This is a genomic window from Pseudonocardia wallangbongensis (assembly GCF_054486945.1).
The window spans coordinates 772,136-798,828 of record NZ_JBRERS010000002.1 but is presented as its reverse complement, the minus strand read 5'-3'; the positions used below and the strand labels follow the sequence as shown (position 1 = coordinate 798,828).

General features: G+C 73.5%; 23 protein-coding genes. 15 read left to right on the top strand and 8 right to left on the bottom strand.

Going from position 1 to position 26,693, the window contains the following annotated elements:
- The first annotated feature begins 103 nt into the window (after positions 1 to 103).
- Positions 104 to 2,671 carry a bifunctional FO biosynthesis protein CofGH gene (locus ACU436_RS10130; protein WP_459023894.1) on the top strand — a complete coding sequence of 856 codons (2,568 nt, stop codon included), beginning with the start codon at positions 104 to 106 and terminating at the stop codon, positions 2,669 to 2,671.
- 73 nt (positions 2,672 to 2,744) lie between these two features.
- A complete protein-coding gene (locus ACU436_RS10125) occupies positions 2,745 to 3,785 on the top strand; it encodes a zinc-dependent alcohol dehydrogenase family protein (protein WP_459024324.1) in 1,041 nt (346 codons plus the stop codon).
- A 13-nt stretch (positions 3,786 to 3,798) separates the two neighbouring features.
- Here ACU436_RS10125 and ACU436_RS10120 read toward each other — a convergent pair whose 3' ends face one another.
- The 3 genes from ACU436_RS10120 to ACU436_RS10110 are packed head-to-tail and all read right to left on the bottom strand — an operon-like array spanning position 3,799 to position 9,164.
- Positions 3,799 to 5,001, bottom strand: coding sequence for an FAD-dependent monooxygenase (locus ACU436_RS10120; RefSeq protein ID WP_459023892.1), 1,203 nt, complete (start codon positions 4,999 to 5,001; stop codon positions 3,799 to 3,801).
- Between the two features lie 48 nt (positions 5,002 to 5,049).
- Positions 5,050 to 8,091 carry a BTAD domain-containing putative transcriptional regulator gene (locus ACU436_RS10115; RefSeq protein WP_459023890.1) on the bottom strand — a complete coding sequence of 1,014 codons (3,042 nt, stop codon included), beginning with the start codon at positions 8,089 to 8,091 and terminating at the stop codon, positions 5,050 to 5,052.
- A 26-nt stretch (positions 8,092 to 8,117) separates the two neighbouring features.
- Positions 8,118 to 9,164 (bottom strand): alcohol dehydrogenase catalytic domain-containing protein, encoded by a 1,047-nt coding sequence (locus tag ACU436_RS10110; protein ID WP_459023889.1) that lies wholly within the window; start codon positions 9,162 to 9,164, stop codon positions 8,118 to 8,120.
- Positions 9,165 to 9,255: 91 nt separating this feature from the next.
- On the opposite strand from ACU436_RS10110, the gene ACU436_RS10105 reads away from it, so the two are divergent.
- Genes ACU436_RS10105 through yhjD form a run of 3 tightly spaced genes read left to right on the top strand, consistent with a single transcriptional unit; the run spans position 9,256 to position 11,521 of the window.
- The gene (locus ACU436_RS10105) at positions 9,256 to 9,426 is read left to right on the top strand and encodes a hypothetical protein (protein WP_459023887.1); all 171 of its coding nucleotides are present in this window, start codon (positions 9,256 to 9,258) and stop codon (positions 9,424 to 9,426) included.
- A gap of 31 nt (positions 9,427 to 9,457) precedes the next feature.
- Positions 9,458 to 10,477, top strand: a complete 1,020-nt coding sequence (trpS, locus tag ACU436_RS10100; RefSeq protein WP_459023886.1) for a tryptophan--tRNA ligase — start codon at positions 9,458 to 9,460, stop codon at positions 10,475 to 10,477.
- A gap of 36 nt (positions 10,478 to 10,513) precedes the next feature.
- Complete coding sequence (yhjD, locus tag ACU436_RS10095; RefSeq protein WP_459023884.1) at positions 10,514 to 11,521, top strand: inner membrane protein YhjD; 1,008 nt, start codon at positions 10,514 to 10,516, stop codon at positions 11,519 to 11,521.
- Positions 11,522 to 11,528: 7 nt separating this feature from the next.
- On the opposite strand, the gene ACU436_RS10090 is transcribed toward yhjD, so the two are convergent.
- Entirely contained in the window at positions 11,529 to 12,443 is a 915-nt protein-coding gene (locus ACU436_RS10090) for a TetR/AcrR family transcriptional regulator C-terminal domain-containing protein (protein WP_459023882.1), read from the bottom strand.
- 151 nt (positions 12,444 to 12,594) lie between these two features.
- Between ACU436_RS10090 and ACU436_RS10085 the strand changes: the two genes are divergently transcribed.
- Genes ACU436_RS10085 through ACU436_RS10075 form a run of 3 tightly spaced genes read left to right on the top strand, consistent with a single transcriptional unit; the run spans position 12,595 to position 14,302 of the window.
- Positions 12,595 to 12,780, top strand: coding sequence for a hypothetical protein (locus ACU436_RS10085; protein WP_459023880.1), 186 nt, complete (start codon positions 12,595 to 12,597; stop codon positions 12,778 to 12,780).
- The gene (locus ACU436_RS10080) at positions 12,777 to 13,103 is read left to right on the top strand and encodes a hypothetical protein (RefSeq protein WP_459023878.1); all 327 of its coding nucleotides are present in this window, start codon (positions 12,777 to 12,779) and stop codon (positions 13,101 to 13,103) included. The genes ACU436_RS10085 and ACU436_RS10080 overlap by 4 nt, the downstream gene beginning before the upstream one ends.
- A gap of 26 nt (positions 13,104 to 13,129) precedes the next feature.
- Positions 13,130 to 14,302: a C45 family autoproteolytic acyltransferase/hydolase gene (locus ACU436_RS10075; RefSeq protein WP_459023877.1), complete on the top strand. Its 1,173-nt coding sequence runs from the start codon at positions 13,130 to 13,132 to the stop codon at positions 14,300 to 14,302.
- 19 nt (positions 14,303 to 14,321) lie between these two features.
- On the opposite strand, the gene ACU436_RS10070 is transcribed toward ACU436_RS10075, so the two are convergent.
- Positions 14,322 to 15,482: a D-alanyl-D-alanine carboxypeptidase family protein gene (locus tag ACU436_RS10070; RefSeq protein WP_459023875.1), complete on the bottom strand. Its 1,161-nt coding sequence runs from the start codon at positions 15,480 to 15,482 to the stop codon at positions 14,322 to 14,324.
- Between the two features lie 233 nt (positions 15,483 to 15,715).
- Here ACU436_RS10070 and ACU436_RS10065 point away from each other — a divergent pair, with 233 nt between their 5' ends.
- From ACU436_RS10065 to ACU436_RS10040, 6 genes are all read left to right on the top strand, one after another.
- On the top strand, positions 15,716 to 16,825 hold the full coding sequence (locus tag ACU436_RS10065) for a BMP family lipoprotein (RefSeq protein ID WP_459024322.1): 1,110 nt from the start codon (positions 15,716 to 15,718) through the stop codon (positions 16,823 to 16,825).
- Positions 16,826 to 16,931: 106 nt separating this feature from the next.
- Complete coding sequence (locus tag ACU436_RS10060; RefSeq protein WP_459023873.1) at positions 16,932 to 18,485, top strand: ABC transporter ATP-binding protein; 1,554 nt, start codon at positions 16,932 to 16,934, stop codon at positions 18,483 to 18,485.
- The gene (locus ACU436_RS10055; RefSeq protein ID WP_459023871.1) at positions 18,482 to 19,570 is read left to right on the top strand and encodes an ABC transporter permease; all 1,089 of its coding nucleotides are present in this window, start codon (positions 18,482 to 18,484) and stop codon (positions 19,568 to 19,570) included. Before ACU436_RS10060 ends, ACU436_RS10055 begins: the two co-directional genes overlap by 4 nt.
- Positions 19,567 to 20,832 carry an ABC transporter permease gene (locus ACU436_RS10050; protein ID WP_459023869.1) on the top strand — a complete coding sequence of 422 codons (1,266 nt, stop codon included), beginning with the start codon at positions 19,567 to 19,569 and terminating at the stop codon, positions 20,830 to 20,832. The genes ACU436_RS10055 and ACU436_RS10050 overlap by 4 nt, the downstream gene beginning before the upstream one ends.
- Positions 20,825 to 21,217 (top strand): cytidine deaminase, encoded by a 393-nt coding sequence (locus ACU436_RS10045; protein WP_459023867.1) that lies wholly within the window; start codon positions 20,825 to 20,827, stop codon positions 21,215 to 21,217. Before ACU436_RS10050 ends, ACU436_RS10045 begins: the two co-directional genes overlap by 8 nt.
- 92 nt (positions 21,218 to 21,309) lie before the next feature.
- Positions 21,310 to 22,584, top strand: a complete 1,275-nt coding sequence (locus tag ACU436_RS10040; protein WP_459023865.1) for a thymidine phosphorylase — start codon at positions 21,310 to 21,312, stop codon at positions 22,582 to 22,584.
- Between the two features lie 7 nt (positions 22,585 to 22,591).
- Here ACU436_RS10040 and ACU436_RS10035 read toward each other — a convergent pair whose 3' ends face one another.
- On the bottom strand, positions 22,592 to 23,161 hold the full coding sequence (locus tag ACU436_RS10035) for an NADAR family protein (RefSeq protein WP_459023863.1): 570 nt from the start codon (positions 23,159 to 23,161) through the stop codon (positions 22,592 to 22,594).
- Positions 23,162 to 23,285: 124 nt separating this feature from the next.
- The gene (locus ACU436_RS10030; protein ID WP_459023861.1) at positions 23,286 to 24,335 is read right to left on the bottom strand and encodes a PA containing protein; all 1,050 of its coding nucleotides are present in this window, start codon (positions 24,333 to 24,335) and stop codon (positions 23,286 to 23,288) included.
- A 170-nt stretch (positions 24,336 to 24,505) separates the two neighbouring features.
- Between ACU436_RS10030 and ACU436_RS10025 the strand changes: the two genes are divergently transcribed.
- Positions 24,506 to 25,594 carry an adenosine deaminase gene (locus tag ACU436_RS10025; RefSeq protein ID WP_459023859.1) on the top strand — a complete coding sequence of 363 codons (1,089 nt, stop codon included), beginning with the start codon at positions 24,506 to 24,508 and terminating at the stop codon, positions 25,592 to 25,594.
- Positions 25,595 to 25,722: 128 nt separating this feature from the next.
- On the opposite strand, the gene ACU436_RS10020 is transcribed toward ACU436_RS10025, so the two are convergent.
- Positions 25,723 to 26,685 (bottom strand): ABC transporter substrate-binding protein, encoded by a 963-nt coding sequence (locus ACU436_RS10020; RefSeq protein WP_459023857.1) that lies wholly within the window; start codon positions 26,683 to 26,685, stop codon positions 25,723 to 25,725.
- Positions 26,686 to 26,693 lie beyond the last annotated feature (8 nt).

Below are 26,693 nucleotides of genomic sequence, written 5' to 3'. Positions count from 1 at the left end.
CCTCATGGTGCCGGGGGGCGCGTCGTATTCCCGTGTTGCGCTGTGATCTGTAGCTGTGCCCGGCAGGTCGACCTCGTCGGTGGGCCGACCTACTGTTCACCACATGGTCGAGGTGCCCCGCGAGACCGCGCCGTCCGACGCCGCTCTCCGCCGCGCGCTGCGGCGGGCGCGCGACGGCGTCACGATCGACGTCGCCGAGGCGTCCGTGCTGCTCGCCGCCCGCGGCGAGGCGCTGGACGAGCTGCTCGCCGTGTCGTCCCGGGTGCGGGACGCGGGCCTGGTGGCCGAGGGGCGGCCGGGTGTCGTCACGTACTCGAAGAACGTGTTCATCCCGCTCACGCGGCTGTGCCGCGACCGCTGCCACTACTGCACGTTCGCCACGGTGCCCCACCGGCTGCCCGCGGCGTTCCTGGAGCGCGACGAGGTGCTGGAGATCGCCCGCGCCGGGGCGGCGGCCGGGTGCAAGGAGGCGCTGTTCACCCTCGGCGACCGGCCGGAGGAGCGCTGGCCGGCGGCCCGGGAGTGGCTGGATGCCCGCGGCTACGACTCCACGCTGGACTACGTCCGCGCATCGGCGATCGCGGTGCTGGAGGAGACCGGTCTGCTGCCGCACCTCAACCCCGGCGTGCTGTCCTGGGCCGAGCTGACGCGGCTCAAGCCGGTGGCGGCGAGCATGGGGATGATGCTGGAGACCACGGCCGAGCGGCTGTGGAGCGAGCCCGGCGGCCCGCACTACGGCAGCCCGGACAAGGAGCCCGCCGTCCGGCTCCGGGCCATCACCGATGCCGGGCGCGTCGGCGTCCCGTACACCACCGGGATCCTGATCGGGATCGGCGAGAACCGCACCGAGCGCGCCGAGTCGCTGTTCGCGATCCGGTCGGCCGCGCGGGCGCACGGGCACGTCCAGGAAGTGATCATCCAGAACTTCCGGGCCAAGCCGGATACCGCGATGGCCAACGACCCCGACGCCGACCTGCACGAACTCGCCACCACGATCGCCGTCGCCCGGGTGGTGCTCGGCCCCAAGATGCGGATCCAGGCGCCGCCGAACCTGATCGGCGAGGAGTACGAGCTGATGCTCCGCGCCGGGATCGACGACTGGGGCGGCGTCTCGCCGGTCACCGCCGACCACGTCAGCCCGGAGATGCCGTGGCCCGCCATCGACGAGCTCGCCACGCGCTCGGCCGCGGCCGGGTTCCGGATCCGGGAGCGGCTCGCCGTCTACCCGAAGTACGTGCAGGCCGGCTCGCCGTGGATCGACTCCCGCCTGCACGCGCACGTCGCGGCGCTCGCCGACCCGGACACCGGGCTCGCGGACGAGAGTGCCGACGTGGTCGGGCGGCCGTGGCAGGAGCCGGACGGCGGGTTCGCCTCGTCCGGTCGCACGGACCTGAACACCGCGATCGACACGGAGGGGCGCACCGACGACCGGCGCGGCGACTTCGCGTCCGTCTACGGCGACTGGGAGGCGGTCGCCGAGGAGCTGGCGGCCACGCAGCGGTCGGCGCCCGAACACCTCGACGCCGACGTCCGCGCCGGGCTCGCGCTCGCGGCGTCCGACCCGGCGGCGTTGCTCGACCCGGCGCACGAGGCGGCGGCGATGGCCGTGCTCACCGCCGACGGCCCGGCCCTGGACGAGCTCGCCCGCCTCGCCGATGCGGTGCGCGCGGACGTCGTGGGCGACGAGGTCACCTACGTGGTCAACCGCAACATCAACTTCTCGAACGTCTGCTACGTCGGGTGCCGGTTCTGCGCGTTCGCGCAGCGCGAGCGCGACACCGACGCGTTCCGGCTCTCGCTGGACGAGGTCGCCGCGCGCGCCGTCGAGGCGGCCGAGGCCGGGGCCACCGAGGTGTGCATGCAGGGTGGGATCGACCCGCAGCTGCCCGTCACCTTCTACGCCGACCTCGTGCGCGCGGTGAAGGCCGCGGTGCCGGGCATGCACGTCCACGCGTTCTCGCCGATGGAGGTCGTGTCGGCGGCGGCGAAGGCGGGTGTGTCGATCGAGGAGTGGCTCACCGAGCTGCGCGACGCCGGCCTGGGCTCGATCCCGGGCACGGCCGCCGAGATCCTCGACGACGAGGTCCGCTGGGTGCTCACCAAGGGCAAGCTGCCCGCCGCCCAGTGGTTGGAGGTGGTGGGCACCGCGCACCGGCTGGGGATCCCGTCGTCGTCCACGATGATGTACGGGCACGTCGACGAGCCCCGCCACTGGCTCGGCCACCTGCGCACGCTCGCCGCCCTGCAGGACGAGACGGGCGGCTTCACCGAGTTCGTGCCGCTGCCGTTCGTGCACCACAACGCGCCCATCTACCTGGCCGGCATCGCCCGCCCGGGCCCGACGGTGCGCGACAACCGGGCCGTGCACGCGTTCGCCCGGCTCGCCCTGCACGGGCGGATCGACCACGTCCAGTGCTCCTGGGTGAAGCTCGGCGACGAGCCCGCCGCCGACATCCTCCGCGGCGGCGCCGACGACATGGGCGGCACGTTGATGGAAGAGACGATCAGCCGGATGGCCGGGTCGGAGAACGGCTCCGCCCGCACGGTCACCGAGCTGACCGCGATCGCGGAGGCGGCAGGCCGCCCGGTGCGCCAGCGCAGCACGACGTACCGGGACCCGGTGGAGAAGCTGGTGCCGGCGCGGCGCCTCCTGCCGCTGAGCTCCGCGTAATGCCCGTACGAACGGCACGCCCGTCCGACAGAGCTGTACGGATGTGCCGCTCGTACGAGGCGCGGGCTTGACCATGCGCGCCGTCACCTTCGAGAGCTTCGGCGGGCCGCTCACCGTCCGGGACCTGCCCTCGCCGGGATGTCCGGCCGATGCGGTCGTCGTCTCCGTGCGGGCCACGGGCGTCTGCCGGTCGGACTGGCACGCGTGGCGCGGCCACGACCCGGTGGCGCTGCCGCACGTGCCGGGGCACGAGTTCGCCGGGGTCGTCGCCCGGGTGGGTGCGGGCGTCGCGTCGTGGCGACCGGGGGACCGGGTCACGGCGCCGTTCGCCTGCGGGTGCGGGGTGTGCGGGTACTGCCGGGCGGGCGACCCGCAGGTGTGCCCGGACCAGACGCAGCCCGGCTTCACCCATCACGGCTCATTCGCCGAGCAGGTGCTCGTGCGAGCAGCCGACTTCAACCTGGTGCGGCTGCCCGACCGGATGTCGTTCGTGGCGGCTGCCGGGCTCGGCTGCCGCGTGGCCACCGCGTACCGGGCCCTCACCGCGCACGGTCGGCTCGGCGCGGGGGAGTGGCTGGCCGTGCACGGCTGCGGCGGCGTGGGCCTGTCGGCCGTACTCCTCGCCACGGCGCTCGGCGCCCGCGTGGTGGCCGTCGACGTCTCCGCGGGCGCCCTCGCGCTGGCCGGGGACCGCGGGGCGGAGGCCGTCGTCGACGCCTCCGCGACGGGGGACGTCCCGGCCGCGATCCACGAGATCACCGGCGGTGGGGCGCACGTCTCGCTCGACGCGCTGGGCTCGCCCGCCACCGCGGCGGCGTCGGTGCTGTCGCTGCGCCGCCGGGGCCGGCACGTGCAGGTCGGCCTCCTGCTGGGGGCGGCGGCCACCCCGCCGTTGCCGATGGACCGCGTGCTCGCCTGGGAGCTGTCGCTGCACGGCTCCCACGGCATCGCCGCGCACGAGTACCGCGGCCTGCTCGACCTCATCACGACGGCAGGCCTCGACCCGGCGGCCCTGGTCGGACGGGTCGTCACGCTGGACGAGGCCGGGGCGGCACTGGCGGCGATGGACGGGCCGACCCCGGCCGGCATGACGGTGGTGGCGCTCGGCCCCTGAGCTCCGGCGACGTTCAGCGGTGCGCGCGCACCGGCCGGGCGAGCAGTGCCTGGTAGTCGGGCAGCTCGATGTTCGTCGCGAACCGGTCGGTGATCCGCATCATCGCACCCATCAGCGGGCGGGCCCGGAACATGAGGTTGCGCAGCCAGATGCCGCGCCGGGTGGTCGGGGCGAGGAACGATCCGGCGTGTCCCTTGCGTGCCACCGCCGCGTACGGCCGGAACCGCTCCTCGTAGGCGCGGAAGGCCCGGCGGTGGTCGCCGGCGGCCAGGGCCAGCTCGCCGGCCAGCACGTATCCGGCGACGAGGGCCAGCCCGGTGCCGAAACCGCCGAGAGTGTTGCCGTATGCGGCGTCGCCGGTGAGGACCACCCGGCCCGCGGCGTAGTGGTCCATCTCCGTGCGGCTGATCGAGTCGACGTAGACGTCCGGGGCGACGCGCACCTGCTCCAGCAGCTCCGGTAGCCGCCAGCCACCGCCGGCGAACGCGTCCAGCACCAGCTGCCGCTGCTCGTCCACGGCGTAGCGGTCGTAGGAGAGCGGTTCGGACGCGAACACGAAGAACGCCGGTGATTTCGGGCCACCGACGGCGGCCATCCGGCCCGGCTCGTTGAACATGACGGCCGGGTCGCCGGCGAACGGGTGCCCGTCGGGCAGCTCGACCAGCGCGTAGTAGTGGCCGAGGTGGCGCACGAACCGCTCCTCCGGGCCGAACGCGAGGCGCCGGACGCCGGAGTGGATGCCGTCGGCACCCACGACCACGTCGAAGGTGCGCGGCGTGCCGCGCTCGAACGTGACGTGCACCCCGGATGCGGTCTCGGTGAGAGAGGTGACGGCGTCGCCGAAGACGTACTCGCAGGTGTCGCGGGTGTGCGCGTAGAGGATCGCGGAGAGGTCGCCGCGGCGGATCTCCAGCTCGCCGCCGGTGAACTCGCCCGGCAACACGGCGAGGGCCCGGCCGGTGGCGTCGACGATCGTCTGGTCGGTGCCCCCGGTCTCGAGGGCGCGCAGCTCGTCGAGGATGCCCATCCGCTCCAGCACGGTGCGGTGCACGTCGCCCTTGACGTCCACGGCCTGCCCGCCCGGTCGCAGCACCGGGGCCTTCTCCACCACCGTGACGCGCGCGCCGTAGCGCTGCAGCCAGAAGGCGAGGGCCGGGCCGGCGATGCTGGCGCCGGAGACGAGGACGTCGAGGTCGAGCGGTCGGGTCTCGGTCATGTAGAGAGGTTCGCGGGTGCCGCCGACAGCTCACCGACAGTCCACCGACTACCCATCGACGGTGGCCGCCGCGGCGGCCGGGTCCAGGGCGACGCCCCGGGCGAACTGGGCGGCGAAGGCTTCGGCGCCGAGCTCGTCGCGGGCCGCGCCGGCCACGTCGGCGGCCCCGGTCCGGCCGGCCACGGTCGTCCCGCGCAGCGCCACCGCGGCCCCGAGCAGCAGCGCCGCCCGCTGTGGCTCGCCGGCCCGCAGCGCGGCCTCGGCCCCGCACTCGGCCGCCTCGGCGAGGTCGCTGCGCAGTGGTGAGTCGCGCACGGCGGCGATCGCGGTGCGGCGCAGCTCCGCGGCCGCGTCGTCGTTCGCGGTGAGCCGGGCGAGCGCGGCGAGGGCCCGCGCCCGCACCCCGGCGCTGCCGAAGTCGCCGTCGCGGGCGGCTTCGACGGCCGCTTCGAGCAGCACGCGCGCCTTCTCGTCGTCCCCGCACCGGTGGGCCACCTCGGCGCCCGCGAGGAGCGCGGAGGCCGGACCCCGGCCGGGCCGGCCGGCTTCGGTCCAGCGCTCCTGGGCGGCGCGGGTGTGCGCGGCGGCCGTGGCGAGGTCCTCGCGGCCCAGGGCGTTGTGCGCGCGCCGGCAGAGCAGGTCGGCGCACTCCTCCAGCGCGCCCAGCTCGGTCATCGCGGTGAGGGCGGCGGACCACTGCTCGTCGGCGCGGTCCCAGTGCCCGCGCCAGCTCGCCACCTGGGCCAGGCCGTCGAGCGCCTGCGCGGTGCCCCACCGCTCGCCCAGCTCGCGGAAGCGCGCGAGCACGTCGCGCAGCCCGGCCTCCCCCGCCGCCGGTTCGCCGTGCAGGACCTGCATCAGGCCATCGCTCAGCCCGGCCAGGGCGGTGCTCCAGCCGTCGCCGCCGAGGACGGACCGCGGGTCGGCGCCGTCCGCCGCCCACGGCCCGGCGGCCATGCCCCAGATCGCCGCGGTGAACGGGTGGCGCAGCGGCCGGTCCCGCTCGCGCATGATCCGCGCCGCCCGGCGCCACCGTGCGGGCGCCGCGCGCGGCAGCGCGTACACGACGACGCCGACGTACTCCTCGTCGAGCCCGGGCGGCGGCTCGCGCTCCAGCAGGGCGGCCGCGGCGGCGCCCGGCCGCACCCGCCGCCCGGACAGCCACCAGTACGCGGACAGGGCGGCGACCAGCTCGAACGCCGTACCCGGGTCGTGCCCGACGGACCAGTCGAGCGCGGCGCCGAGGTTCGCGTCCTCGACCGCGAGCCGGCGCTGGGCAGCGAGCTGCTCGGCGCGGCGAAGCAGCGGGTCGGTGTCGCGCGCGTACCGCAGCGCCCACCGCGCGTGCGCCCGGTGCACGGGCCCGTCCTCACCCGACGCGGTCAACCGCTCGGCGCAGAACGCGCGAATCGTCTCGAGCATCCGGTACCGCGCGCCGTCGGCGTCCGGGTCGGCGACGAGGACGCTGCGGTCGACGAGGTCGGCGAGCAGGTCGTCGGGCTCTTCGACGCCGCACACCTGCGCCACCGCGTCCCCGCGCGCCCCGCCGCGGAACACCGCGAACCGCCGCGCCAGCGCCTGCTCGTCGGGCCGCAGCAGATCCCAGCTCCACTCGACGGCCGCCCGCAGCGTCCGGTGCCGGGCGGCGGCCGTCCGGTCACCCCGGCTGAGCAGCGTGAACCGGTCGTCCCCTGCGAGCCGGCGGGCCAGCTCGGCCACCGGGAACTGCCGTAGCCGGGCCGCGGCCAGCTCGATCGCGAGCGGGAGCCCGTCGAGTGCGGCGCAGATCGCCGCCGCGTGCCCGTCCACCTCGGCGCCGGGCCGCACGGCCGCGGCCCGCTCGGCGAACAGGCGCTGGGCCGCGTCCGCCGGGAGCGGGTCGAGCGGCACGAGCACCTCGCCGGTGATGCCGAGCGGCTCCCGGCTGGTGGTGAGCACCGCCAGGTCGGGGCACCCGGCCAGGACCTGCCGGACCAGCGGCGCCACCGCGGCGGTGAGGTGCTCGCAGTTGTCCAGCACCAGCCGCGGTACGTCGGCGAGCGCCGCGGCCAGCCGCTGCCCGGGGTCCGCGACCGGTCCCATGCCCAGGCCGGCCTCGCGCACCCCCAGCCCGGCGAGGACGGCCGTCGCCACGGCCGCCGGACCGTCGGCGCCCACGTCGGCGAGGTCGACGACCGGGGCGTCCGGTGCCGCCTCCAGGGCCAGCCGGGTCTTGCCGACGCCGCCGGGACCGACGATCGTCACCAGCCGGGCGTCCGCCACCGCCCGCAGCCGGGCGAGCTCCGTGGCGCGTCCGACGATCGAGGTGAGCGGGGCGGGCGGCCGGTGCGGGCGGGTCGCGGGGCGCTCGGCGCGCAGCACCGCGGCGTGCACCCCGGCGAGCTCGGGCGACGGGTCGGTGCCCAGCTCGTCCGCGAGCAGCCGGCGGACCTGCGCGAACTCGGTCAGCGCCTCGCCGGGCCGGCCGGCGGCGACGAGAGCCCGCATGAGCAGCCCGCGCAGCCGCTCCCGCAGCGGGTGCGCGGCCACCATCGCGCGCAGCTGCGCCACGAGGTCGGTGGTCGGTGCCTGCAGCGCGAGCTCCGCCTCGGCGGCGTCCTCGACCGCGGTCAGGCGCAGCTCGGTCAGGCGGGCCGCCGCGGCCCCGCCGTGCGGCAGATCGGTGAGCGCCGGGCCGCGCCAGAGCGCGAGCCCGGACCGCAGCGCGGCGGCCGCCCCCTTCGGGTCCCCGGCGGCGAGCAGCACCCGTCCCTGTTCGGCGAGGCGCTCGAACGCGGTGGCGTCGACGTCGGCCGGGTCGACCACGAGCCGGTAGCCCCCGCCCTCGAAGGCGAGCACACCCGCGGGCAGTGCCCGGCGCAGCCGCGCCACCTGGGCCTGCACCGCGCCGACGGCGTCGGCGGGCGGGTCCTCGCCGTACTGGCCGTCGACGAGCTGCTCGACCGGCACCGTGCGGCCGGGCTGCAGCGCCAGCAGCACCAGCAGGGCCCGCGGGCGCGGGCCACCGACGGCGATCGGGGGGCCGTCGCCGTCGTTCACCTGCAGGGGCCCGAGCACGCCGATGCGCAGGGCGCTGATCACAGCGCCCATGCTGGCACGGGTGGGCTCCGCCCTCCTCAGCCCGGCGTGATGACGACCTTGAGCGCCTGGTTGGCCGCAGCGTTCTTGAACACGTCGTACGCGTCGTCGATGCGGTCGAACGTGAACGAGTGCGTGCCCATCTTCTCGGCGGGGATGCGCCCGCCGGCGACCATCTTGAGCAGGGTCGGGATCGAGACGGTGTCGACCAGCCCCATCGTCATGGTGACGTTCTTGATCCACATCTCGTGCATGGGGATCTCCACCGAGACCCCGTGCACACCGATGTTCGCGATCGTGCCGCCGGGCCGGACCAGCGCGGCCGTGGTGCGCAGCGTCTCCGGGTACCCGACGGCCTCGATGGCGACGTCCACGCCGAGGCCGTCGGTGAGCGCGGTGACCTCGTCGACCGTGCCCGGACCCGCCTCGACGGTGTCGGTGGCGCCGAACTCGACCGCCTTCTCCAGCCGGAACTTGTTGGTGTCGACGGCGATGACCTTCGAGGCGCCCCACAGGCCGGTCGTGAGCACCGCCGCCAGCCCGACCGCCCCGGCGCCGACGACGGCGACGGTGTGCCCGGGCCGCACGTTGCCGGCGAGCACCCCGACCTCGTAGCCGGTGGGGAGCGAGTCGGCCAGGAAGATCGCCTGCTCGTCGGAGACGCCGTGGGGGATCGTGTACAGCGAGGTGTCCGCGTACGGGACGCGGACGTACTCGGCCTGGGTGCCGTCGATCAGGTGCCCGAAGATCCAGCCGATCCCACCGACCGTCTGGCAGTGCGACGGCATCCCGCGCTGGCAGTACTCGCAGCGGCCGCACTTGGTGATCGCCGGCACCAGCACCCGGTCGCCGACCGAGAAGCCGCGCACCGCGCCGCCGACCTCGGTGACCGTCCCCACGGCCTCGTGGCCGAGGATCCGCCCGTCGGTGACGGCGGGCACGTCGCCCTGCAGGATGTGCAGGTCGGTGCCGCAGATCGTGGTGGTGTCGACCTTCACGACGACGTCGGTCGGCTCCTGCACGGCCGCGTCCGGGACGTCCTCCCAGGCCTTGTCGTCCGGACCGTGGTAGACGAGTGCCTTCATCTGGTGCCTCCGCTGGTCGCTGTCGCGAGGGCGACGCTAGTGAGGCAGGTCACTCCCGGCTGTCTCATCCTGCGACGCGTACCGTGGCGGCATGGGCGTTCTGGGAGAGATGTTCCCCGGGCGGAAGATCCGGGACGAGTCCACCGAGGCCGGCGACGGCGAGGAGCACTTCCAGCTCGGGCCGATCGACCTGGACAACCGCACGGTTCAGGTGCAGCGCGTGGCCGACGAACCCGAGCCGGACGGGCCCGCCCCCGCGTAACCCGTTCGCGCGAGCTGGGAGAATCCGGGGCATGACCGCCCCCACCGACCGTCGTCAGCGGGTGCTCTCCGGCATCCAGCCCACCGCGGACTCGTTCCACCTGGGCAACTACCTCGGCGCGGTCCGGCAGTGGGTGGCGATGCAGGACACGTACGACGCGTTCTACTTCATCCCGGACCTGCACGCGATCACCGTCGAGCACGACCCGAAGACGCTCGCCGACCGCACCCGCAACGCGGTGGCCCAGCTGCTGGCGCTCGGCCTCGACGCGCAGCGCTGCACGCTGTTCGTGCAGTCCCAGGTGCCCGAGCACGCCCAGCTCGAGTGGGTGCTCGGCTGCCTCACGGGCTTCGGCGAGGCGAGCCGGATGACCCAGTTCAAGGACAAGGCGGCCCGCCAGGGCGCCGACCGGGCCACCGTCGGCCTGTTCACCTACCCGATCCTGCAGGCCGCCGACATCCTGCTCTACCAGGCCGACGGCGTGCCGGTGGGCGAGGACCAGCGCCAGCACCTGGAGCTCACCCGCGACCTCGCGCAGCGGTTCAACACGCGCTTCGGCAAGGCGTTCACGGTGCCCGAGCCGTTCATCCCCCCGGGGATCGCGAAGATCCAGGACCTGCAGGATCCCACGGCGAAGATGAGCAAGTCGGCGTCCAGCCCGGCCGGCATCGTCGAGCTGCTCGACGACCCCAAGGTGAGTGCCAAGAAGATCCGCTCGGCCGTCACCGACGCGGAGCGGGAGATCCGCTACGACACGGAGGCCAAGCCGGGAATCTCCAACCTGCTCACGATCTACTCGGCGCTCACCGACCGGAAGGTCTCCGAGCTCGAGGCCGACTACGCGGGCAAGGGTTACGGCGACCTGAAGAAGGATCTCGCGGAGGTCGTCGGGCAGTTCGTGGAACCCCTGCGGGAACGGGTACGCACCTACCGGGACGACCCGGCGGAGCTGGACCGGGTGCTCGCCCGCGGAGCCACCCGGGCGCGCGAGATCGCAGGGGCGACACTCGCGGCCGTCCACGAGAGGATCGGTTTCCTGCCGCCGACGTGATGGGGTGACACCGTGGCCGCACCGGAGAAGCCTTCCATGATCGAGCGGCTGCGTGCCCGGCACGCGTGGCTCGACCACCTGCTGCGCGCCGGCACCCGCTACACCGAGCGGCACGGGGACCACTACGCCGCGGCGATCACGTTCTTCAGCGTGCTGTCGCTGGTGCCGCTGCTGATGATCGCGTTCGCCGTCGCAGGCTACGTGCTGTTCTTCAACCCGGATCTGCTGCGCGAGTTGCAGGACGGCATCGCGGAGAACGTGCCGCCCGGCCTCGGCGAGATCATCAACCCGACGATCGATCAGGCCATCGCGTCGCGCGCGGCGGTCGGCACCGTCGGCCTGCTGGCGGCGCTCTACTCGGGGATCGGCTGGATGTCGAACCTGCGCGAGGCGTTGTCCGAGCAGTGGGCGCAGGTGCCGGCCACGCCCGCGTTGCCGAAGCGGCTGCTGCTCGACCTCCTCGCGCTGGGCGGCCTCGGCCTGGCGCTCGTGGGGTCGTTCGCCATCACCGGCATCGTGAACGGCTTCGCCGCCGGGCTGTTGGAGCTGGTGGGCCTCGCCGACGCGGAGTGGGCGCACATCCTGCTCGGCGTCGTCGGGTTCCTGCTGGGCCTGCTCGCGAACTGGCTGATCTTCCTGTGGGTGATCGCCCGGCTCCCGCGCCAGCACGTGACGCTGCGCAGCGCGGTGAAGGCGGCGCTGTTCGGCGCGGTCGGCTTCGAGGTGCTGAAGGTGATCATGACCTACTACCTCTCGTCCGTGACGGCGTCACCCAGCGGCGCCGTGTTCGGCTCGTTCCTCGGCCTGCTGGTCTTCGTGTTCTTCGCGTCCCGCTTCGTCCTCTTCGTCACGGCATGGGCCGCCACCGCGCGGGAGAACGAGCAGGAGGAGCCGGTGCCGGTCCCGGAGCCGCCGGTGCTGCACTCGCAGGTGGTGGTGCGTGGCCGGCCCACCGGTGGCGTCGCGTTCGGCCTGCTCGGCGCCGGCCTGCTGACGGGCGTGCTGGGCGGTCGCCTCCTGCTCGGCCGCCGCCGAGCCGAGTAGCGCGGGCCTACCCGCCCCGGGCGAGCCGCATCTCCAGGCCGTCGAGGTGCCGGGCCAACGCGTGCTCCAGCAGCGCGTCCAGGTCGCGGACCGCGTCGTCCGGTATCTCGGCCAACAGCGGGAACCGGCCCGACCGCATCAGGGCGTCCAGCTCGTCCTGCAGGGTGAGCCACCACTGGTCGTTCGCCTGCCCGGTCTCCCGCTCCGCCCGCTGCTCCGCGGCGGCGCTGGCCGCCAGCCCGCGGACCAGCGCCGGGAGCGTGACGGCCTCCCGGGCGCGCTCGGTGGTGGTGAGCCCGAGCCCGTCCAGCGCCCTCAGCGTCCACTCGGTGTGCGCCATCGCCTCCGGCATGAGCACCGGCCGGGTCATGGAGATCATCTCGGCCAGCCACGGGTGCGCGCGGAAGAGCTGCCAGTGCAGGCGGCTCACCAGCTCCAGCTTCGCCCGCCAGCCCGGCGGCCCCGGCTCGGGAAGCGGGTGTGCCCGGAACACGGCGCGCACCAGCATCAGCTCCAGCGCGTCCCGCCCGGCCACGTGGCGGTACAGCGACATCGGGGCGGTGCCGAGATCGGCGGCGAGCCGGCGCATCGAGACGGCGTCCAGGCCCTCGGCGTCGGCCAGTGCCATCGCGGTGGACACGATCCGGGCCGGGCTCAGCTCGGGGTCGGGCGCGCGCCGGCGCGCCGGCGCACCGGGGGCGCGGACGACCGTGCCCGAACCGGGACGCGTGACCACGAGACCCCGGTCCCGGAGGACGGCGAGCGCGCGGGTGGCGGTGGCCATCGCCACCCCGAAGTCCCGCACCACCTGGCGGGTGGACGGTACGCGGTCACCGGGGCGCAACGCGCCCGTCTCGATGCGGTGGCGGATGGCGGTCGCGATCCGCAGGTACGGCGGCTCGCCGTCATCGGTGGGCAGCACGAGGCCAACTGTACTAGTGCGGGCGTGCCTCGTCCCCGGCAGCATATGCCCTGTTGGTTAAAGTGCACTGGGTGATGTCGACACCGGATCTGCAGCACTCATACGGTGTACGCATGAGCACGACAACGGCAGATGTCGAGACACGGTCCAGGTGCTGACGGCGGCGTTCGCCGACGATCCGCCGGCGGGCCGGCTGCTGCCCGGAGACCCGTCGGCGGCGGCCGACATCCTGTTCGGCCCGCTCGCGGAGAGCTCGGCCGCCCACGGCGAGCTCGCCGTCCTCCAGGACGGAACGGCGGCCGCCGTCTGGCTGCCCGTGCGGCGGAGCCACCGGTGATCCCGCCCATCCCGGACGAGCTCGCGCGTCTCCGCACGTTCACGGAGCTGACCGAGGCGCGCCACCCGGCCGGCACGGCACACCTGTACCTGGTGTTCCCCGGCGTCGTGCCCGAAGCGCAGGGACGCGGGCCCGGCGGCGCCCTGCTGCGGCGGCGCCTCGCCCGAGCCGACGCCGAGGGCCTGCCCGCGTACCTGGAGGCGAGCTCGCAGCGGAGCCGGGCGCCCTACGTGCGGCACGGCTTCCGGGATCTCGGCGCCGAGCCGATCCGGTTGCCCGACGGCCCGGCCATCTGGCCGATGTGGCGCGCCGCCCAGCCCTGAGCCCTCACCCCGACCAGGAGGAGAACATGCCCGTCACCACCCAGATCGTCGCCGGCGGCGGCACCGACTTCATGACGGTGCAGCACGTCACCGCGTCCGGGAGCCAGGTCGAGATCGGCCGGGCGCTCGCCGAGCAGGCCCGCCGCGTCTACGGCTGGACCCCGCGGCCCGCCGACCCCGTCAAGGCCCGCGCCCGTCGCGCGTGGTTCGCGCGGCACTGGCCCCAGCACCTTGCCCGCATGCAAGGTGCCGCCGAGGCACTGGGCCTCGACCCCGAGGACGACACCGCGTACCTCGACGGCGCCGGCGGAATCCCGAACGGCTCCGCCTGCTCGGCGAGCTACTACCCGCCGGGGCGCACCACCGGTGGCCGCGCCGTCCTCGGCCGCAACTACGACTTCTTCACCACCAGCGCCACGGCGATGGTCGCGATGCTGAACGGTGGACCGGCCGCGGACGACGGGACCGAGCTGCCGATGTCGTCCCGTCCGCACGTGATCACGAGCGTTCCCGCTGACGGGCCCGCGACCACCGTCCTCACGATGAACGAGCTGGACGGCGCGATGGAAGGGGTCAACGAGCACGGGCTCGCGGTGGCCCTGTTGATCGCCGACGCCGAGACGGTCTCCGCACCGGTGGACGCCGGCCCTCAGGTCGGGCTGGCGAGCGCCCAGCTGCCACGTTTCCTGCTGGACACGTGCGCGACCGCCGCGGAGGCGCTGGACGCCCTGTTCGCCGCCAAGCAGTACGACCTCGGCGTCCCGCTGCACTACATCGTCGGTGACCCGTCGGGCGACGCGTTCGTCTGGGAGCGCGGGCCGGGTGGGGACGAGCACGCCGTGCGTCTTGACGGTGGCGCGCTCTGCGTCACCAACCACCTCGTGCACCGCCACCCCGACCCGGCCGACCTACCGGCCGACAACGCCGAGACGATGCTGAGCTACCGGCGCTACCGCACGCTGTCCGAGCGCGGGGCCGGCACCGGCCTGTCGGCCGACGCGATGCGGGAGGTGCTCGGCGCCGTGAGCTTCGACGCGCGCACGGACGAGGGCTACCCGATCCGGACCCTCTGGCGCTCCGTCCTCGATCTCGAACGGCGCGCCATGGCCACGACGTTCTACCTCGGCGATGCGCTCGACGGGACCCCGCGCTACAGCCCGGAGCTCGAGTTCACGGCGGCGGCGATGCAACGCGCCTGACCCGCGACTCGGGCCGCGGTCAGCGGCGGCGGCGCAGGGTGAGGCCGCCGATGACCATCCCGGTGACCGCGATCGCGCCGAGGCCGACCGGGAGCAGCGGGGGGACGGGGCCGCCGGCGAGGGTGTTGGCGGCCGCCGCGTCCGCCGCGGCCGGGGGTGCGGGCGGGGCGGGCGTGGCCTCCACCAGCTGGCCGACGGCCGGGGTGGTGGGAGGCAGCTCGAATCCCCAGTCGAGCAGGTGGGCGCCCTGCTTCCACATCGGGGTCGGGGTCTGCTCGCCCCGCATCAGCACCGCGACGAGACGCCTCCCGCCGCGATCGGCCGCGGTGACGAGGGTGTGCCGGGCGGCCTGGGTGAAGCCGGTCTTGCCGCCGATCGTGCCCTCGTAGTGGGCGAGGTTCTTGCTGCTGTTGTAGAGCACGAACCCGGGGTGCTCGGCGTAGCCGGGGAACGGTGTCGAGTGCAGGGCGGTGGTCTCGGCGAACAGGGGTTCGCGCATCGCCGCCCGGAACAGCAGTGCGAGGTCGTACGCCGAGCACGCCATGCCCGGCCCGTCGAGCCCGGACGGGGTGGCGGGGCGGGTGTCGAGCGCACCCAGCTCGTGGGCGACGTCGGTCATCTTGGCGACCGTGGCGGCGTTGCCGCCCATCGCCCGGGCGAGTGCCTGCGCGGTGTCGTTTCCGGAGTTGAGCAGGAGTCCCGCGAGCAGTTGCCGCACGGTGTACTGCCCGCCGGGCCCGATGCCGGCCTTGCTGCCGTCGATCGCCTGGTCCTCGGCCGTGCCGGCGACCACCTGGTCCGGGTCGAGCGACCGCAGGGCGGTGATGGCGGTGAGCAGTTTGAGGGTGGACGCGGGACGGTGCCGGGCGTGCGGGGCGCGCGCCGCGAGCACGGCACCGGTGTCGAGGTCGGCGAGCACCCACGACTCGGCGGTCAGATCCGGGGCACCGTCGGGGCCGATCCGGCCGCACGTGCCCATCTGCGCCCCGCCCACCGGTTCCGCGGGCCACGGCAGCGGGGCGGGCGCCGGGTCCGCTTCCTCCTCCTCGACGGGCGGGCCGGGAGGGGATTGCTGACCCGGGCAGCCCACCGTCACGCTCGCCACCGGCTGGGGATCCGCGGCCGCGACGGCCGGGAACGCCAGTGCGAGCACCAGCGCCACCGCCGTGACCCATCGCACGTCGTCGACTGTAGATCGGTTCAGCCCGGATGCGCCTGGCGGATGCCGGATGATGATCGAATGGGGGACGCGCTCAGCCGGTCACGCTCCGGAGTCGACGATTCGGTCACGCCCAGCGGTCGATCATGTGAACACGCCGGGCCCTCGGATACGGTTCCCCACCGTCGTCCCGGCCGGAACAGGAGAGGTCTCCCTTGCGGATCAGTCGAGGATTCGTTCTGGTAGCCGCCGTGCTGACCAGCGCGCTCGTGGTGACGGGTTGCGCTCGCGACACCGGCACCTCGCAGGGTGGTGGTGGCGCAGGCACCGAGTGCACCCGTAATCCCCCGCCCGCCGCGGCAGGCGGCGTTCCCACCCCGGCGCCGGTCGCCCCGGACGCCGACGCCAGCGCGCTGAAGGTGGGGATGGCCTACGACATCGGTGGGCGTGGCGACCTGTCGTTCAACGACTCCGCGGCCGCCGGGCTCGAGAAGGCGATCAGCGACATCGGCCTCCAGCAGGCCAACACCCGCGAGCTCGCCGCCGCCGAGAACGAGAGCGAGGACGCGGCGGCCACCCGCCTGCGCCAGCTCGTGGCCGACGGCTTCAACCCGATCATCGCGGTCGGCTTCAAGTACGCGACGGCCCTGCAGACCGTCGCCACCGAGAACCCGAACGTGCAGTTCGCGATCGTGGACGACGCCACCGTCGAGCTGCCGAACGTCACCCCGCTGGTCTTCGCCGAGGAGCAGGGCTCGTTCCTGGTGGGCGCCGCGGCGGCGTTGAAGACGACGACGTGCCGGATCGGCTTCGTGGGTGGTGTCGACACGCCGCTGATCCAGAAGTTCGAGGTGGGCTACCTGGCGGGTGCCAAGGCGGTGGCGCCGAACATCCAGGTCGACGTCGACTACATCAGCCCCGCAGGCGACTTCTCCGGCTTCAACGACTCCGCCCGCGGCACCGAGGTGGCGCGCGGCCAGCTCGACGGCGGCGCCGACATCGTCTACCAGGCCGCGGGTGCTTCCGGCCAGGGCGTGTTCGAGGCCGTCAACGCGGCCACCACGGCGGAGGTGCCGAAGCTCGCGATCGGCGTCGACTCCGACCAGTACAACACCGTCGCGCCGCCGGTCAACGAGGTGATCATGACCTCGATGCTCAAGCGCGTCGACGTCGCGGTGTTCAACTACATCAACGCGGTGGCGGGTGACCACCGGGACGCGCTCCCGGAGGCCTTCGACCTGTCCATCGACGGCGTGGGCTACTCCACGTCGGGCGGCAAGATCGACGACATCGCCGACCAGCTCGACGCCTACAAGGCCGCGATCATCAACGGCGAGATCACGGTGCCCAGCAAGCGGCAGTAGCGCGGTCGTCCCGCGTGTGAGGCACCATCGGGGGCCGGGTCCGCACGGATCCCGGCCCCCGCGCCGTATTCCCGGAGAGAACCGGCGACCCCGGAAGGCTGGAGGTATGGCCGTAGCCGAGACCGCGCCACCGCGCGACCAGTACGCCGTCGAGCTGGCGGGCATCACCAAGCGCTTCCCCGGCGTGGTCGCCAACAGCGACATCTCGCTCCAGGTACGCCGCGGCGAGGTGCACGCACTGTGCGGGGAGAACGGCGCCGGCAAGTCGACCCTGATGAAGATCCTCTACGGGATGCAGCAACCCGACGAGGGCACCATCTCGGTGGACGGCGAGGTGGTTCACTTCCGTTCGCCCGCCGATGCGATCAAGGCCGGGATCGGCATGGTGCACCAGCACTTCATGCTGGCCGACAACCTCACCGTCGCCGAGAACATCCTGCTCGGCGCCGAGGCGCTGCACGGAATGGGCGCCGCCGCGCGGCGGCGCATCACGGAGCTCGAGGGCACGGTCGGGCTGCAGGCCGGGCTCGACGTGCTCGTCGAGCGGCTCGGGGTGGCCGACCGGCAGCGCGTCGAGATCCTCAAGGTGCTCTACCGGGGCGCGCGCACCGTGATCCTGGACGAGCCGACGGCGGTGCTGGTGCCGCAGGAGGTCGAGGAGCTGTTCACCACGCTGCGCAGGATGCGGGCCGAGGGGTTCACGTTCGTCTTCATCTCCCACAAGCTCGACGAGGTGCGCGCGATCGCCGACACGGTCACCGTGATCCGGCGCGGGGCCTGTGTGGGCAGCGCCGACCCGAAGGTCGTGACGAGCCGCCAGCTCGCGGAGATGATGGTCGGCAGCGAGCTGCCCAGCCCGGAGACGCGGGAGTCCACGGTCACCGACGAGGAGGTGCTGCGCGTCACCGGGCTCACGCTCGGCGCCGAGGGCGGCGGACGCCCGGTGCTCGACGGCGTGGACCTCGTGGTGCGGGCGGGTGAGGTGCTCGGGATCGCCGGCGTCGAGGGCAACGGGCAGACCGAGCTCGTCGAGACGATCATGGGGATGCGCCGGGCGAGCGGCGGCACCGTCGTGCTGGGGGGCAAGGACATCACGCGCGCCCACACGCTGCAACGCCGGGAGGCGGGCATCGGCTACGTGCCGGAGGACCGCACCCGCCACGGGCTCCTCGCCACGCAGCCGCTGTGGGCGAACCGGATCCTCGGCTATCAGAGCCGCAAGCCGGTGGCATCGGGTGGGCTGCTCGGCGTGCTCGACCGGGCGGCGGCGCGGCGCGACACCGAGCGCATCGTCGAGGAGTTCGACGTGCGCACGCCCGGCGTCGACGTGCCGGCGGCGGCGCTGTCCGGGGGCAACCAGCAGAAGCTCGTGGTGGGCCGCGAGCTCTCCGGCGAACCGGTGCTGCTCATCGCCGCCCACCCGACCCGCGGCGTGGACGTCGGCGCACAGGCGGGCATCTGGGACGTGCTGCGGCGGGCCAGGGCCCGCGGCCTCGCGGTGCTGCTCGTGAGCGCCGACCTCGACGAGCTGATCGGGCTGTCCGACACGATCAAGGTGATGCTGCGGGGTCGGCTCGTCGCCGATGCCGACCCGGCCACCGTCACACCCGAGGAGCTGGGTGCCGCGATGACCGGCGCCGACGCGGAGGGTGCCGCGTGACCCGCATCCGGACGGTCCTGCTGCCACCCGTGCTGGCGATCGTCTTCGCCGCCCTGCTGTGCGCGGTGGCGCTGCTGATCAACGGCGACTCGCCGATCACGGCCCTCACGGTGATGGTCACCCAGGTCGGCGAGGGCACCACGGCCGTCGACATCATCAACAGCGGGGCGATCTACTACATCGCCGGGCTCGCCGTGGCCATCGGCTTCCAGATGAAGCTGTTCAACATCGGCATCGAGGGCCAGTTCCGGCTCGCAGCGTGCGTGGCCGCGATCGTCGGCGGCTCGCTGTCGCTCCCGCCCGGGCTGCACACGCTGGTGATCATCCTGGTCGGCGCGGCGGTGGGCGCGCTCTGGGCCTCGGTGCCGGCGCTGCTCAAGGCCTACCGCGGGGTGCACGAGGTCATCTCGTCGATCATGATGAACTTCATCGCCACCGGGATGATCGCCTTCCTGATCAGCACCGGGGGGTTCGGAGTGCTGCAGGGCAACAACATCTCGACCGATCCGATCGAGCCCTCCGGTCACTTCCCCGGCATCTCCTTCGGCGGGAGCGGCACGATCTTCGGGTTCGTGTTCGTGGCCGCGGCGCTCGGGGTCGCCTACGGGTTCATGCTGAACCGCACGCGGTTCGGGTTCGAGCTGAAGGCGTCGGGGGAGTCCCCCACCGCCGCGGCGGCAGGCGGCGTGGACGCGCGGCGGATGGTGATCGTGGCGCTGCTGCTCTCGGGTGCGATGGCGGGCCTCGTCGGCCTGCCCGAGCTGGTCGGCCGCGACTACGCCTACACGCTCACCTCGCCCGCGGGCTACGGGTTCACCGGGATCGCCGTGGCCCTGCTGGGGCGCAACCACCCCGTCGGCATCGCGCTCGGCGCGCTGCTCTGGGCGTTCCTGGACAAGTCGGCGCTGGCCCTGGACAACATCGGGGTGCCGCGCGAGATCGTGTTGATCATGCAGGGATCGGTGGTGCTCTCCGTGATCGTCGCCTACGAGATCGTCCGGCGCTACGAGCTCGCGGCCGAGCAGCGCCGGGTCGCCGCCGAACTGCGCGCCACGGCGGGCGTGCCGGCGGAGGTGGCGTCATGACGGCCGTCGACACGGCGCCGACCACGCCCGCGGCCGGCGTCCGGAACGGGCGGCGGCTGCCCGGCTGGGCACGGGCGGCGATCGTCGTCGCGATCGGGGTCGGGATCCTGACGATCACCACAACGCTCACCGGGCAGATCCAGCTCACCTCCAGCGGCACCACCCAGGCCGCCGTCCGGCTGCTGCTGCCGATCCTCTTCGCCGCGCTCGGCGGGCTCTGGTCCGAGCGGTCGGGGATCATCAACATCGGGCTCGAGGGCATGATGATCCTCGGCACGTGGGGCGCGGCGTGGGCCGGGTTCTACTGGGGCCCGTGGGCCGCGGTGATCGGCGGGCTCGTGTTCGGCGCGCTGGGCGGAGCGCTGCACGCGGTGGCCACGGTGACGTTCGGCGTCAACCACATCGTCTCCGGCGTCGCGATCACGCTGCTCGGGATGGGCGTCACGCAGTACCTCGCCCAGCTGATCTTCGTGCCGCTCTCGCAGAACCCGCGGCAGTCGCCGCGGATCGAGGGGTTCGAGACGTTCTCGATCCAGCCGTTCGCCGACTGGCTCGCCGCGCTGGAGGACCAGCAGCGGGTGTTGCTCTCCGACGTGGCCGGGCTGCTCGGTGGCCTGATCTCCGGGCTCACCCCGCTCGTCGTCCTCGGGTTCCTGCTCGTGCCCGTGAGCTACTACGTGCTGTGGCGCACGCGGTTCGGGTTGCGGCTGCGCTCGTGCGGGGAGAACCCGGTGGCGGCCGAGTCGCTGGGCGTGAAGGTGTTCACCTACAAGTACCTCGCCGTGATCATCTCGGGTGGGCTGGCCGGGCTCGGTGGCGCGGCCCTCACCCTCAACCCCGGGCAGCTCGGCTACCTGGAGGGCCAGACCGGCGGTCGCGGCTACATCGGCCTGGCCGCGATGATCTTCGGCAACTGGCGGCCCGGTGGCTTGCTCGCCGGCTCGGCCCTGTTCGGGTACGTCGACGGCGTGCAGCTGCGGGCCGGCGGTGAGGCCGTGCACGCCCTGCTCTACGCCACCACGATCCTCGCGGTGATCGTGGCGGTGTTCTGGGCGGCCCGGCGGAACTGGCGCTCGGCCGGCATCGCGCTGGCGGCCGGCGTGGTCGTGTACGCCGTGTACTGGGCGATCCCCGAGGTGCCGCGCGAGTTCGCCTCCTACGCGCCGCAGCTGGTCACGCTGCTCGTCCTCGCGGTGGCCTCGCAACGGCTCCGGCCACCGGCCGCGATCGGGCTCGAGTACCGCCGAGGTGAAGGTGACTGACCTCGATTGGCCGGCCCTGCGCGCCGCGGCGGTCGCGGCCGCGGGCTCGGCCTACGCGCCCTACTCCCGGCTGCAGGTCGGCGCCGCCGCGCTCTGCGACGACGGGCGCCTCGTCACCGGGTGCAACGTCGAGAACGCCTCCTACGGCCTCGGGCTGTGCGCCGAGTGCACGATGGCCGGGCAGCTGCGCCTCACCGGCGGCGGTCGGTTCACCGCGGTGGCCTGCCGCTCGGGCACCGGCGAGCTGCTGATGCCCTGCGGGCGGTGCCGGCAGGTGCTCTACGAGTTCGGCGGGCCCGACTGCCTCCTGGACACGCCCCGCGGGATCCTCCCGCTGCGGGAGGTCCTCCCGGACGCGTTCGGCCCCGAGGACCTGCCCACCTGAACGTACGAACGGCACCCTTGTCCGATGGAGCGGTACGCCATGCATGTCCGCCAGTGACGCGACAGTGCCGTTCGTCCACATAGGTTGGGCCCATGCACGCCGTAGAAGTGATCCACAACAAGCGGGACGGAGCGCGACTCACCGACTCGCAGATCGACTGGGTCGTCGACGCCTACACGCGCGGGGCCGTCGCGGACGAGCAGATGGCCGCGCTCGCGATGGCGATCCTGCTCAACGGCATGGACGCGGGCGAGATCGCCCGCTGGACCCAGGCCATGATCGACTCCGGTGAGGTGCTGGCATTCGGGGACGTCGGCCGGCCGCTGGTGGACAAGCACTCCACCGGCGGCGTGGGCGACAAGATCACGCTCCCGCTCGCCCCGCTCGTGGCGGCCTGCGGGGCGGCGGTGCCGCAGCTGTCCGGGCGCGGGCTCGGCCACACCGGCGGCACGCTCGACAAGCTGGAGGCGATCCCCGGCTGGCGCGCGTCGCTCACGGAGGAGGAGATCGCGGCGCAGCTCGCCGACGTCGGCGCGGTGGTCTGCGCCACCACCCCGACGCTCGCACCCGCCGACCGCAAGCTCTACGCGCTGCGCGACGTCACCGGCACCGTCGAGTCGATCCCCCTGATCGCGAGCTCGATCATGAGCAAGAAGATCGCCGAGGGCACCGACGGTCTGGTCCTCGACGTCAAGGTCGGCTCCGGGGCGTTCATGAAGACGCCCGAGCAGGCCCGGGCGCTCGCCGAGACGATGGTCGCGATCGGGTCGGCGCACGGCCTGGCCACCACGGCGCTGCTGACCGACATGTCGGTGCCCCTCGGGCGGGCGGTGGGCAACGCGCTGGAGGTCGCCGAGTCCGTCGAGGTGCTGCGCGGCGGCGGGCCGGCCGACGTCGTCGAGCTGACCGTGGCGCTGGCCCGCGAGATGCTCGCGCTCGCCGGCATCACCGACGCCGACCCGGCGCAGGTGCTCGCCTCCGGCAAGGCCTACGAGGTGTGGGAGCGGATGATCGCCGCGCAGGGCGGCGACCCGAGCGCCCCGCTGCCGGTGGCGTCGCACGTCGAGGAGCTGGTGGCCGACCGGTCCGGGGTGCTCAGCCGGTTGGACGCCCTCGCCGTCGGGGTTGCGGCGTGGCGGCTCGGGGCCGGCCGGGCCCGCAAGGAGGACGCCGTGCAGGCCGCCGCCGGCGTTCGGCTGCTGGTGGATGTGGGCGAGGAGGTCGAGGCCGGCCGGCCGCTGTTGGAGCTGCACACCGACACCCCTGACGCCGTGCCCGGCGCCCATGCGGCCCTGGAGGGCGGGGTGCTGGTGTCCGACGAGCCCGCGACCCGCCCCGCTCTGGTGCGGGACACCGTGCGGGGCTGACCGGGGGTCAGCCCCCGGTGGGCACGTCGGCCGCGGCCAGCACAGCGCGGGCCTGCATCAGCGCGAACCCGAGCAGGTTCGTCCCCGGCCACTCCGCGGGGCGCCGGGCCCTCGGGTCGTCGGCGGTGAGCCCGATGCCCCACACCCGATCTGTCGGGCTCGCCTCGACCAGCACCGCATCACCGGTGTCGAGCAGGTAGTCGCGCAGCGCCGGGTCCTGCCCGAACTTCGCGACGTTCCCGCGCACGACGACGTCGAATCCCGCGGCGGCCCAGCGCTCGGCGTCGAAGCCGGCGACGCCCCGGCCGAGCGCTTTGGCCTCCTTCGGCGAGGCGGCCGCGGTGATGGCCGCGGCGCTCTGCTGGTCGCCGAACAGCCGCGCCTTCTCGGCCATCATCCAGTGCTCCGCCGAGCCGTAGCGGACACCGTCGACGCTGAACGGAGCGGGCCACCACTGCGACAGGCAGCTCGGCCCGATCCGCCCGGACGGGTGCGGCCGGTGACCCCAGAAGAACAGGTACTCGACGGATCGCCCGTCGGCGGGGTGCGAGACGAGGTCGGCGACGCTGCGGATCATTTCGTGAACCCTGCCCGGCGCGACCGTGTCCCGCCACGCAGTTCCAGCCCCGAACGCCGGCAAGGTGGCCGTACTGGCGCAACACGGCAGTATGGCCACCTTGCTGTCACGAAGAGGCCGCGCCTCAGACGTCCGGGTCGTCGGTCACCGTGTCGTGGGACGACGCGCCGTTCGGGCTCTTCACCGTGACCTTGCTGCGGTTGCGGCGCGGGGTCTGCCGCGGCGGGGGCGGCGGCATCTGGTGCACCGAGGGCCCGCGGCCGAGGATGAGCTCGGCGAACGTGGCCATGGCCTCGTCCAGCTGGCCGGCATTGCGCCGCTCCGACTCGGAGTTGGCGCGCTCCACGAGCGAGCGCAGGGACGAGGTGTCGGGCCGGTCGACGAGCGCGGCGTCGAGCTTGCCGAGGCGCTCGTCGATCGTGCCGCCGAGGTTGCCGAGGCGCCCGGCCATGCTCTCCTCGATGGCATCGAGGCGGGCGGCGAGGTTCTCGAGGCGCTTCTCGAGGCCGCTCAGCGGCTCCGTCGGGTCGACGGCGGGGCGGGCGGCCAGGTCCTCCAGCCTGCGGTGCAGGCCGACGCTGGTGTCGCCGAGCAGGTTGCGCAGGCCCTCGCCGGACTCGTCGACCGAGCGGAGCGCGTTGTCGAGCTGCTCGCGGACGACGCGCTCGATCCCGTCGACGCGCTCCTTGATCGGCGCGCCCACCGACGACGGCATCGCGTCGAGGCGCATCTCGTGCCGGTCGAGCCGGTTGTCGAGGTCGTCGAGGCGCTTGTGCAGGCCCCCGAGCCGGTCGTCCAGCCCGTCCATCCGCCCGGAGACGCCCTCGAGGCGGCCGGCCATCCCGTCGAGGCGGCCGTCGAGCTGCGCGATCGGCTTCGCCAACTTGTCCGGCATCGCCTCCACCGCCCGCAGGACGGACGCGATCGAGGCGTCCTGGGCGTCGAGCTTGGCGACGGTCTCGTCGAGGCGTTCGGCGAGGACGCTGACCTCGGTGCGGTCGGGGAGCTCGGTGAGGCGCTTGCGCACCGTGCCGAGGGCATCGAGCGCCGCGAGCCGTGCGTGGATCTCGTCGAGCGAGTCGAAAATCTGCTGCTGCTCGCTGTCACGGATCTCCGCTGCGCGCATCAGCATTCCGCGCATGCGGTCGAACGAGAGGGTGGAGTCATTGCTCATGGCGGCGGGGAGCTTCCTCTGAGCCGGACATCGGGTAGTGCGGCAATGAGGGTAGCGACCACGGTGCGTCACCCGTCCGCGGCTCCCCGTTCGGAGGTGTCATACCCCGATCGGAGCAGCTCGTCGCGCCCGGGCCGCCCGAGGCGAGGGACGTGCTCTAGCGTGACCAGGTGCCTGCCCCGCTCACCGTCGACACCATTCGCGACGCGCCGAAGGTGCTCCTGCACGACCACCTCGACGGCGGGCTGCGGCCCGCCACCGTGATCGAGCTGGCCGACGCCACCGGTTACCGGGAGCTGCCGTCGACGGACTCGACGGAGCTGGGCGGGTGGTTCCTCGCCGCCGCGCACTCCGGGTCGCTCGTGCGCTACCTGGAGACGTTCGGGCACACGGTCGGCGTGATGCAGACGCCCGACGCGCTGGTCCGCGTGGCCGCCGAGTGCGCGGAGGACCTCGCGGCCGACGGCGTCGTGTACGCGGAGGTGCGGTTCGCGCCCGAGCTGCACGTGGAGGCCGGCCTGGAACTGGATGCCGTGGTCGAGGCGGTGCTCGAGGGCTTCCGGGTGGGCGCGGTCCGCGCGGCCGGGAACGGCAGGCGGATCCGGGTGGGCTGCCTGCTGACCGCCATGCGGCACGCGGCGCGGTCGCGCGAGATCGCGGAGCTGGCGGTGCGCTACCGCGATCTCGGTGTCGTCGGGTTCGACATCGCGGGGGCGGAAGCCGGGTTCCCTCCCACGCGGCACCTGGACGCGTTCGAGTACGTGCGCCAGCAGAACGCGCATTTCACGATCCACGCAGGTGAGGCGTTCGGTTTGCCGTCGATCTGGGAGGCGCTGCAGTGGTGCGGTGCCGATCGGCTCGGGCACGGCGTCCGCATCGTGGACGACATCACGCTCGGTGCCGACGGGACCCCTCGACTGGGCCTTCTCGCCGCCTACGTGCGGGACAAGCGGATCCCGCTGGAAATGTGCCCGACGTCGAACCTGCACACCGGTGCGGCGAAATCCCTGGCGGATCACCCGATCGGGTTGCTCACGCAGCTGCGGTTCCGCGTCACCGTCAACACCGACAACCGCTTGATGTCGGACGTGTCGATGACGAGCGAGCTCACCGCGCTTGCCGACACCTTCGGTTACGGCTGGGCCGATCTGCAGTGGTTCACCGTGAACGCGATGAAGTCGGCCTTCATCGGCTTCGACGAGCGGCTCGCGCTGATCAACGACGTGATCAAGCCCGGCTACGCCGCGCTCATGGCGTAGCGGCCGACTTCACACACTCAGCAGTGGCTTCACACAAGGCCGACCTTCTGTGAAGCCGGTGCGCGGTATGTGAAGTCGGGTTGGCGGCAGGTACGACCGGACGGGACCGCTCCTCCGGTTCGGGGACTCTAGTGCCGGGCCGGGTCCACCGAGAAGGTGCGGGCGACGTCGTCCAGCATCGCGTTCGCGCCCTGGATGCCCACGGCGCTCATCCACGTCAGGTCGCTGACCTCGTGCTGGGTGCCGCTGAGCCGGCTCCACAGCGGGTTGCTGGTGAACTGGGCCTTCGGCCCGTCGGTCGTGGAGTCGGGGTAGGTCGCGACGAAGATGTGGTCGGCGTCGAGGTCGAGGATGCGTTCCTGCGAGAGATCCACGGCGATCTTGTCCGTGGTGGGCTGGTCCGCGGGCCGCGGGAGCCCGACGTCCTGCAGGACGACCCCGGAGTAGGACTTCTCCCCGTAGAGGCGGACGGTGTCCTCGCCGGCGAAGCGGACGACCGAGATCGTCGGCAGCGTGCCGCCGGACGCCTCCCCGATCTCCCGGCCGATGGTCGCCGCGCGCTGCTCGTACTCGGTGATCCTGGTCTCCGCGAGCTCCTCCTCGCCGAGGGCCTGCCCCATCAGGCGCAGGTTGTCCTTCCAGATGGCTCCCGTCGCCTCGCTGAAGACGGTGGGCGCGATCCGGGAGAGCTGCTCGTACAGCGCCTCGTGCCGGACCTTGGCGGACACGATGAGGTCCGGCTGGAGCGCGGCGACCCGCTCGAGGCTGGGGTCCTCCAGCGGCCCGACCGAGACGGCATCGCCCGCGAACGTCGCGGCGAGCGGGCCGAGGTAGTCCTGGAGCCCCTCGGTGATCGCACGGTAGGTCGTGTACCCGACGACCGGCGTCTCCAGCGTCAGGACGGCGTCGACGAAGCTCTGGTCGAGCGCGACCACCCGCTTCGGTGGGGAGGGGATCGCGGTTTCTCCCATGGCGTGCGTGACCACCCGGAAGGGCGCGCCCTGCGGCGCGGCCTCCTCCGGCGCGGAGCCGCACGCGGCCACGACGAGGGAGAGCAGCGCGCCGAGCGCGATGGCGGGGATGAGCTTCACCCGATGAT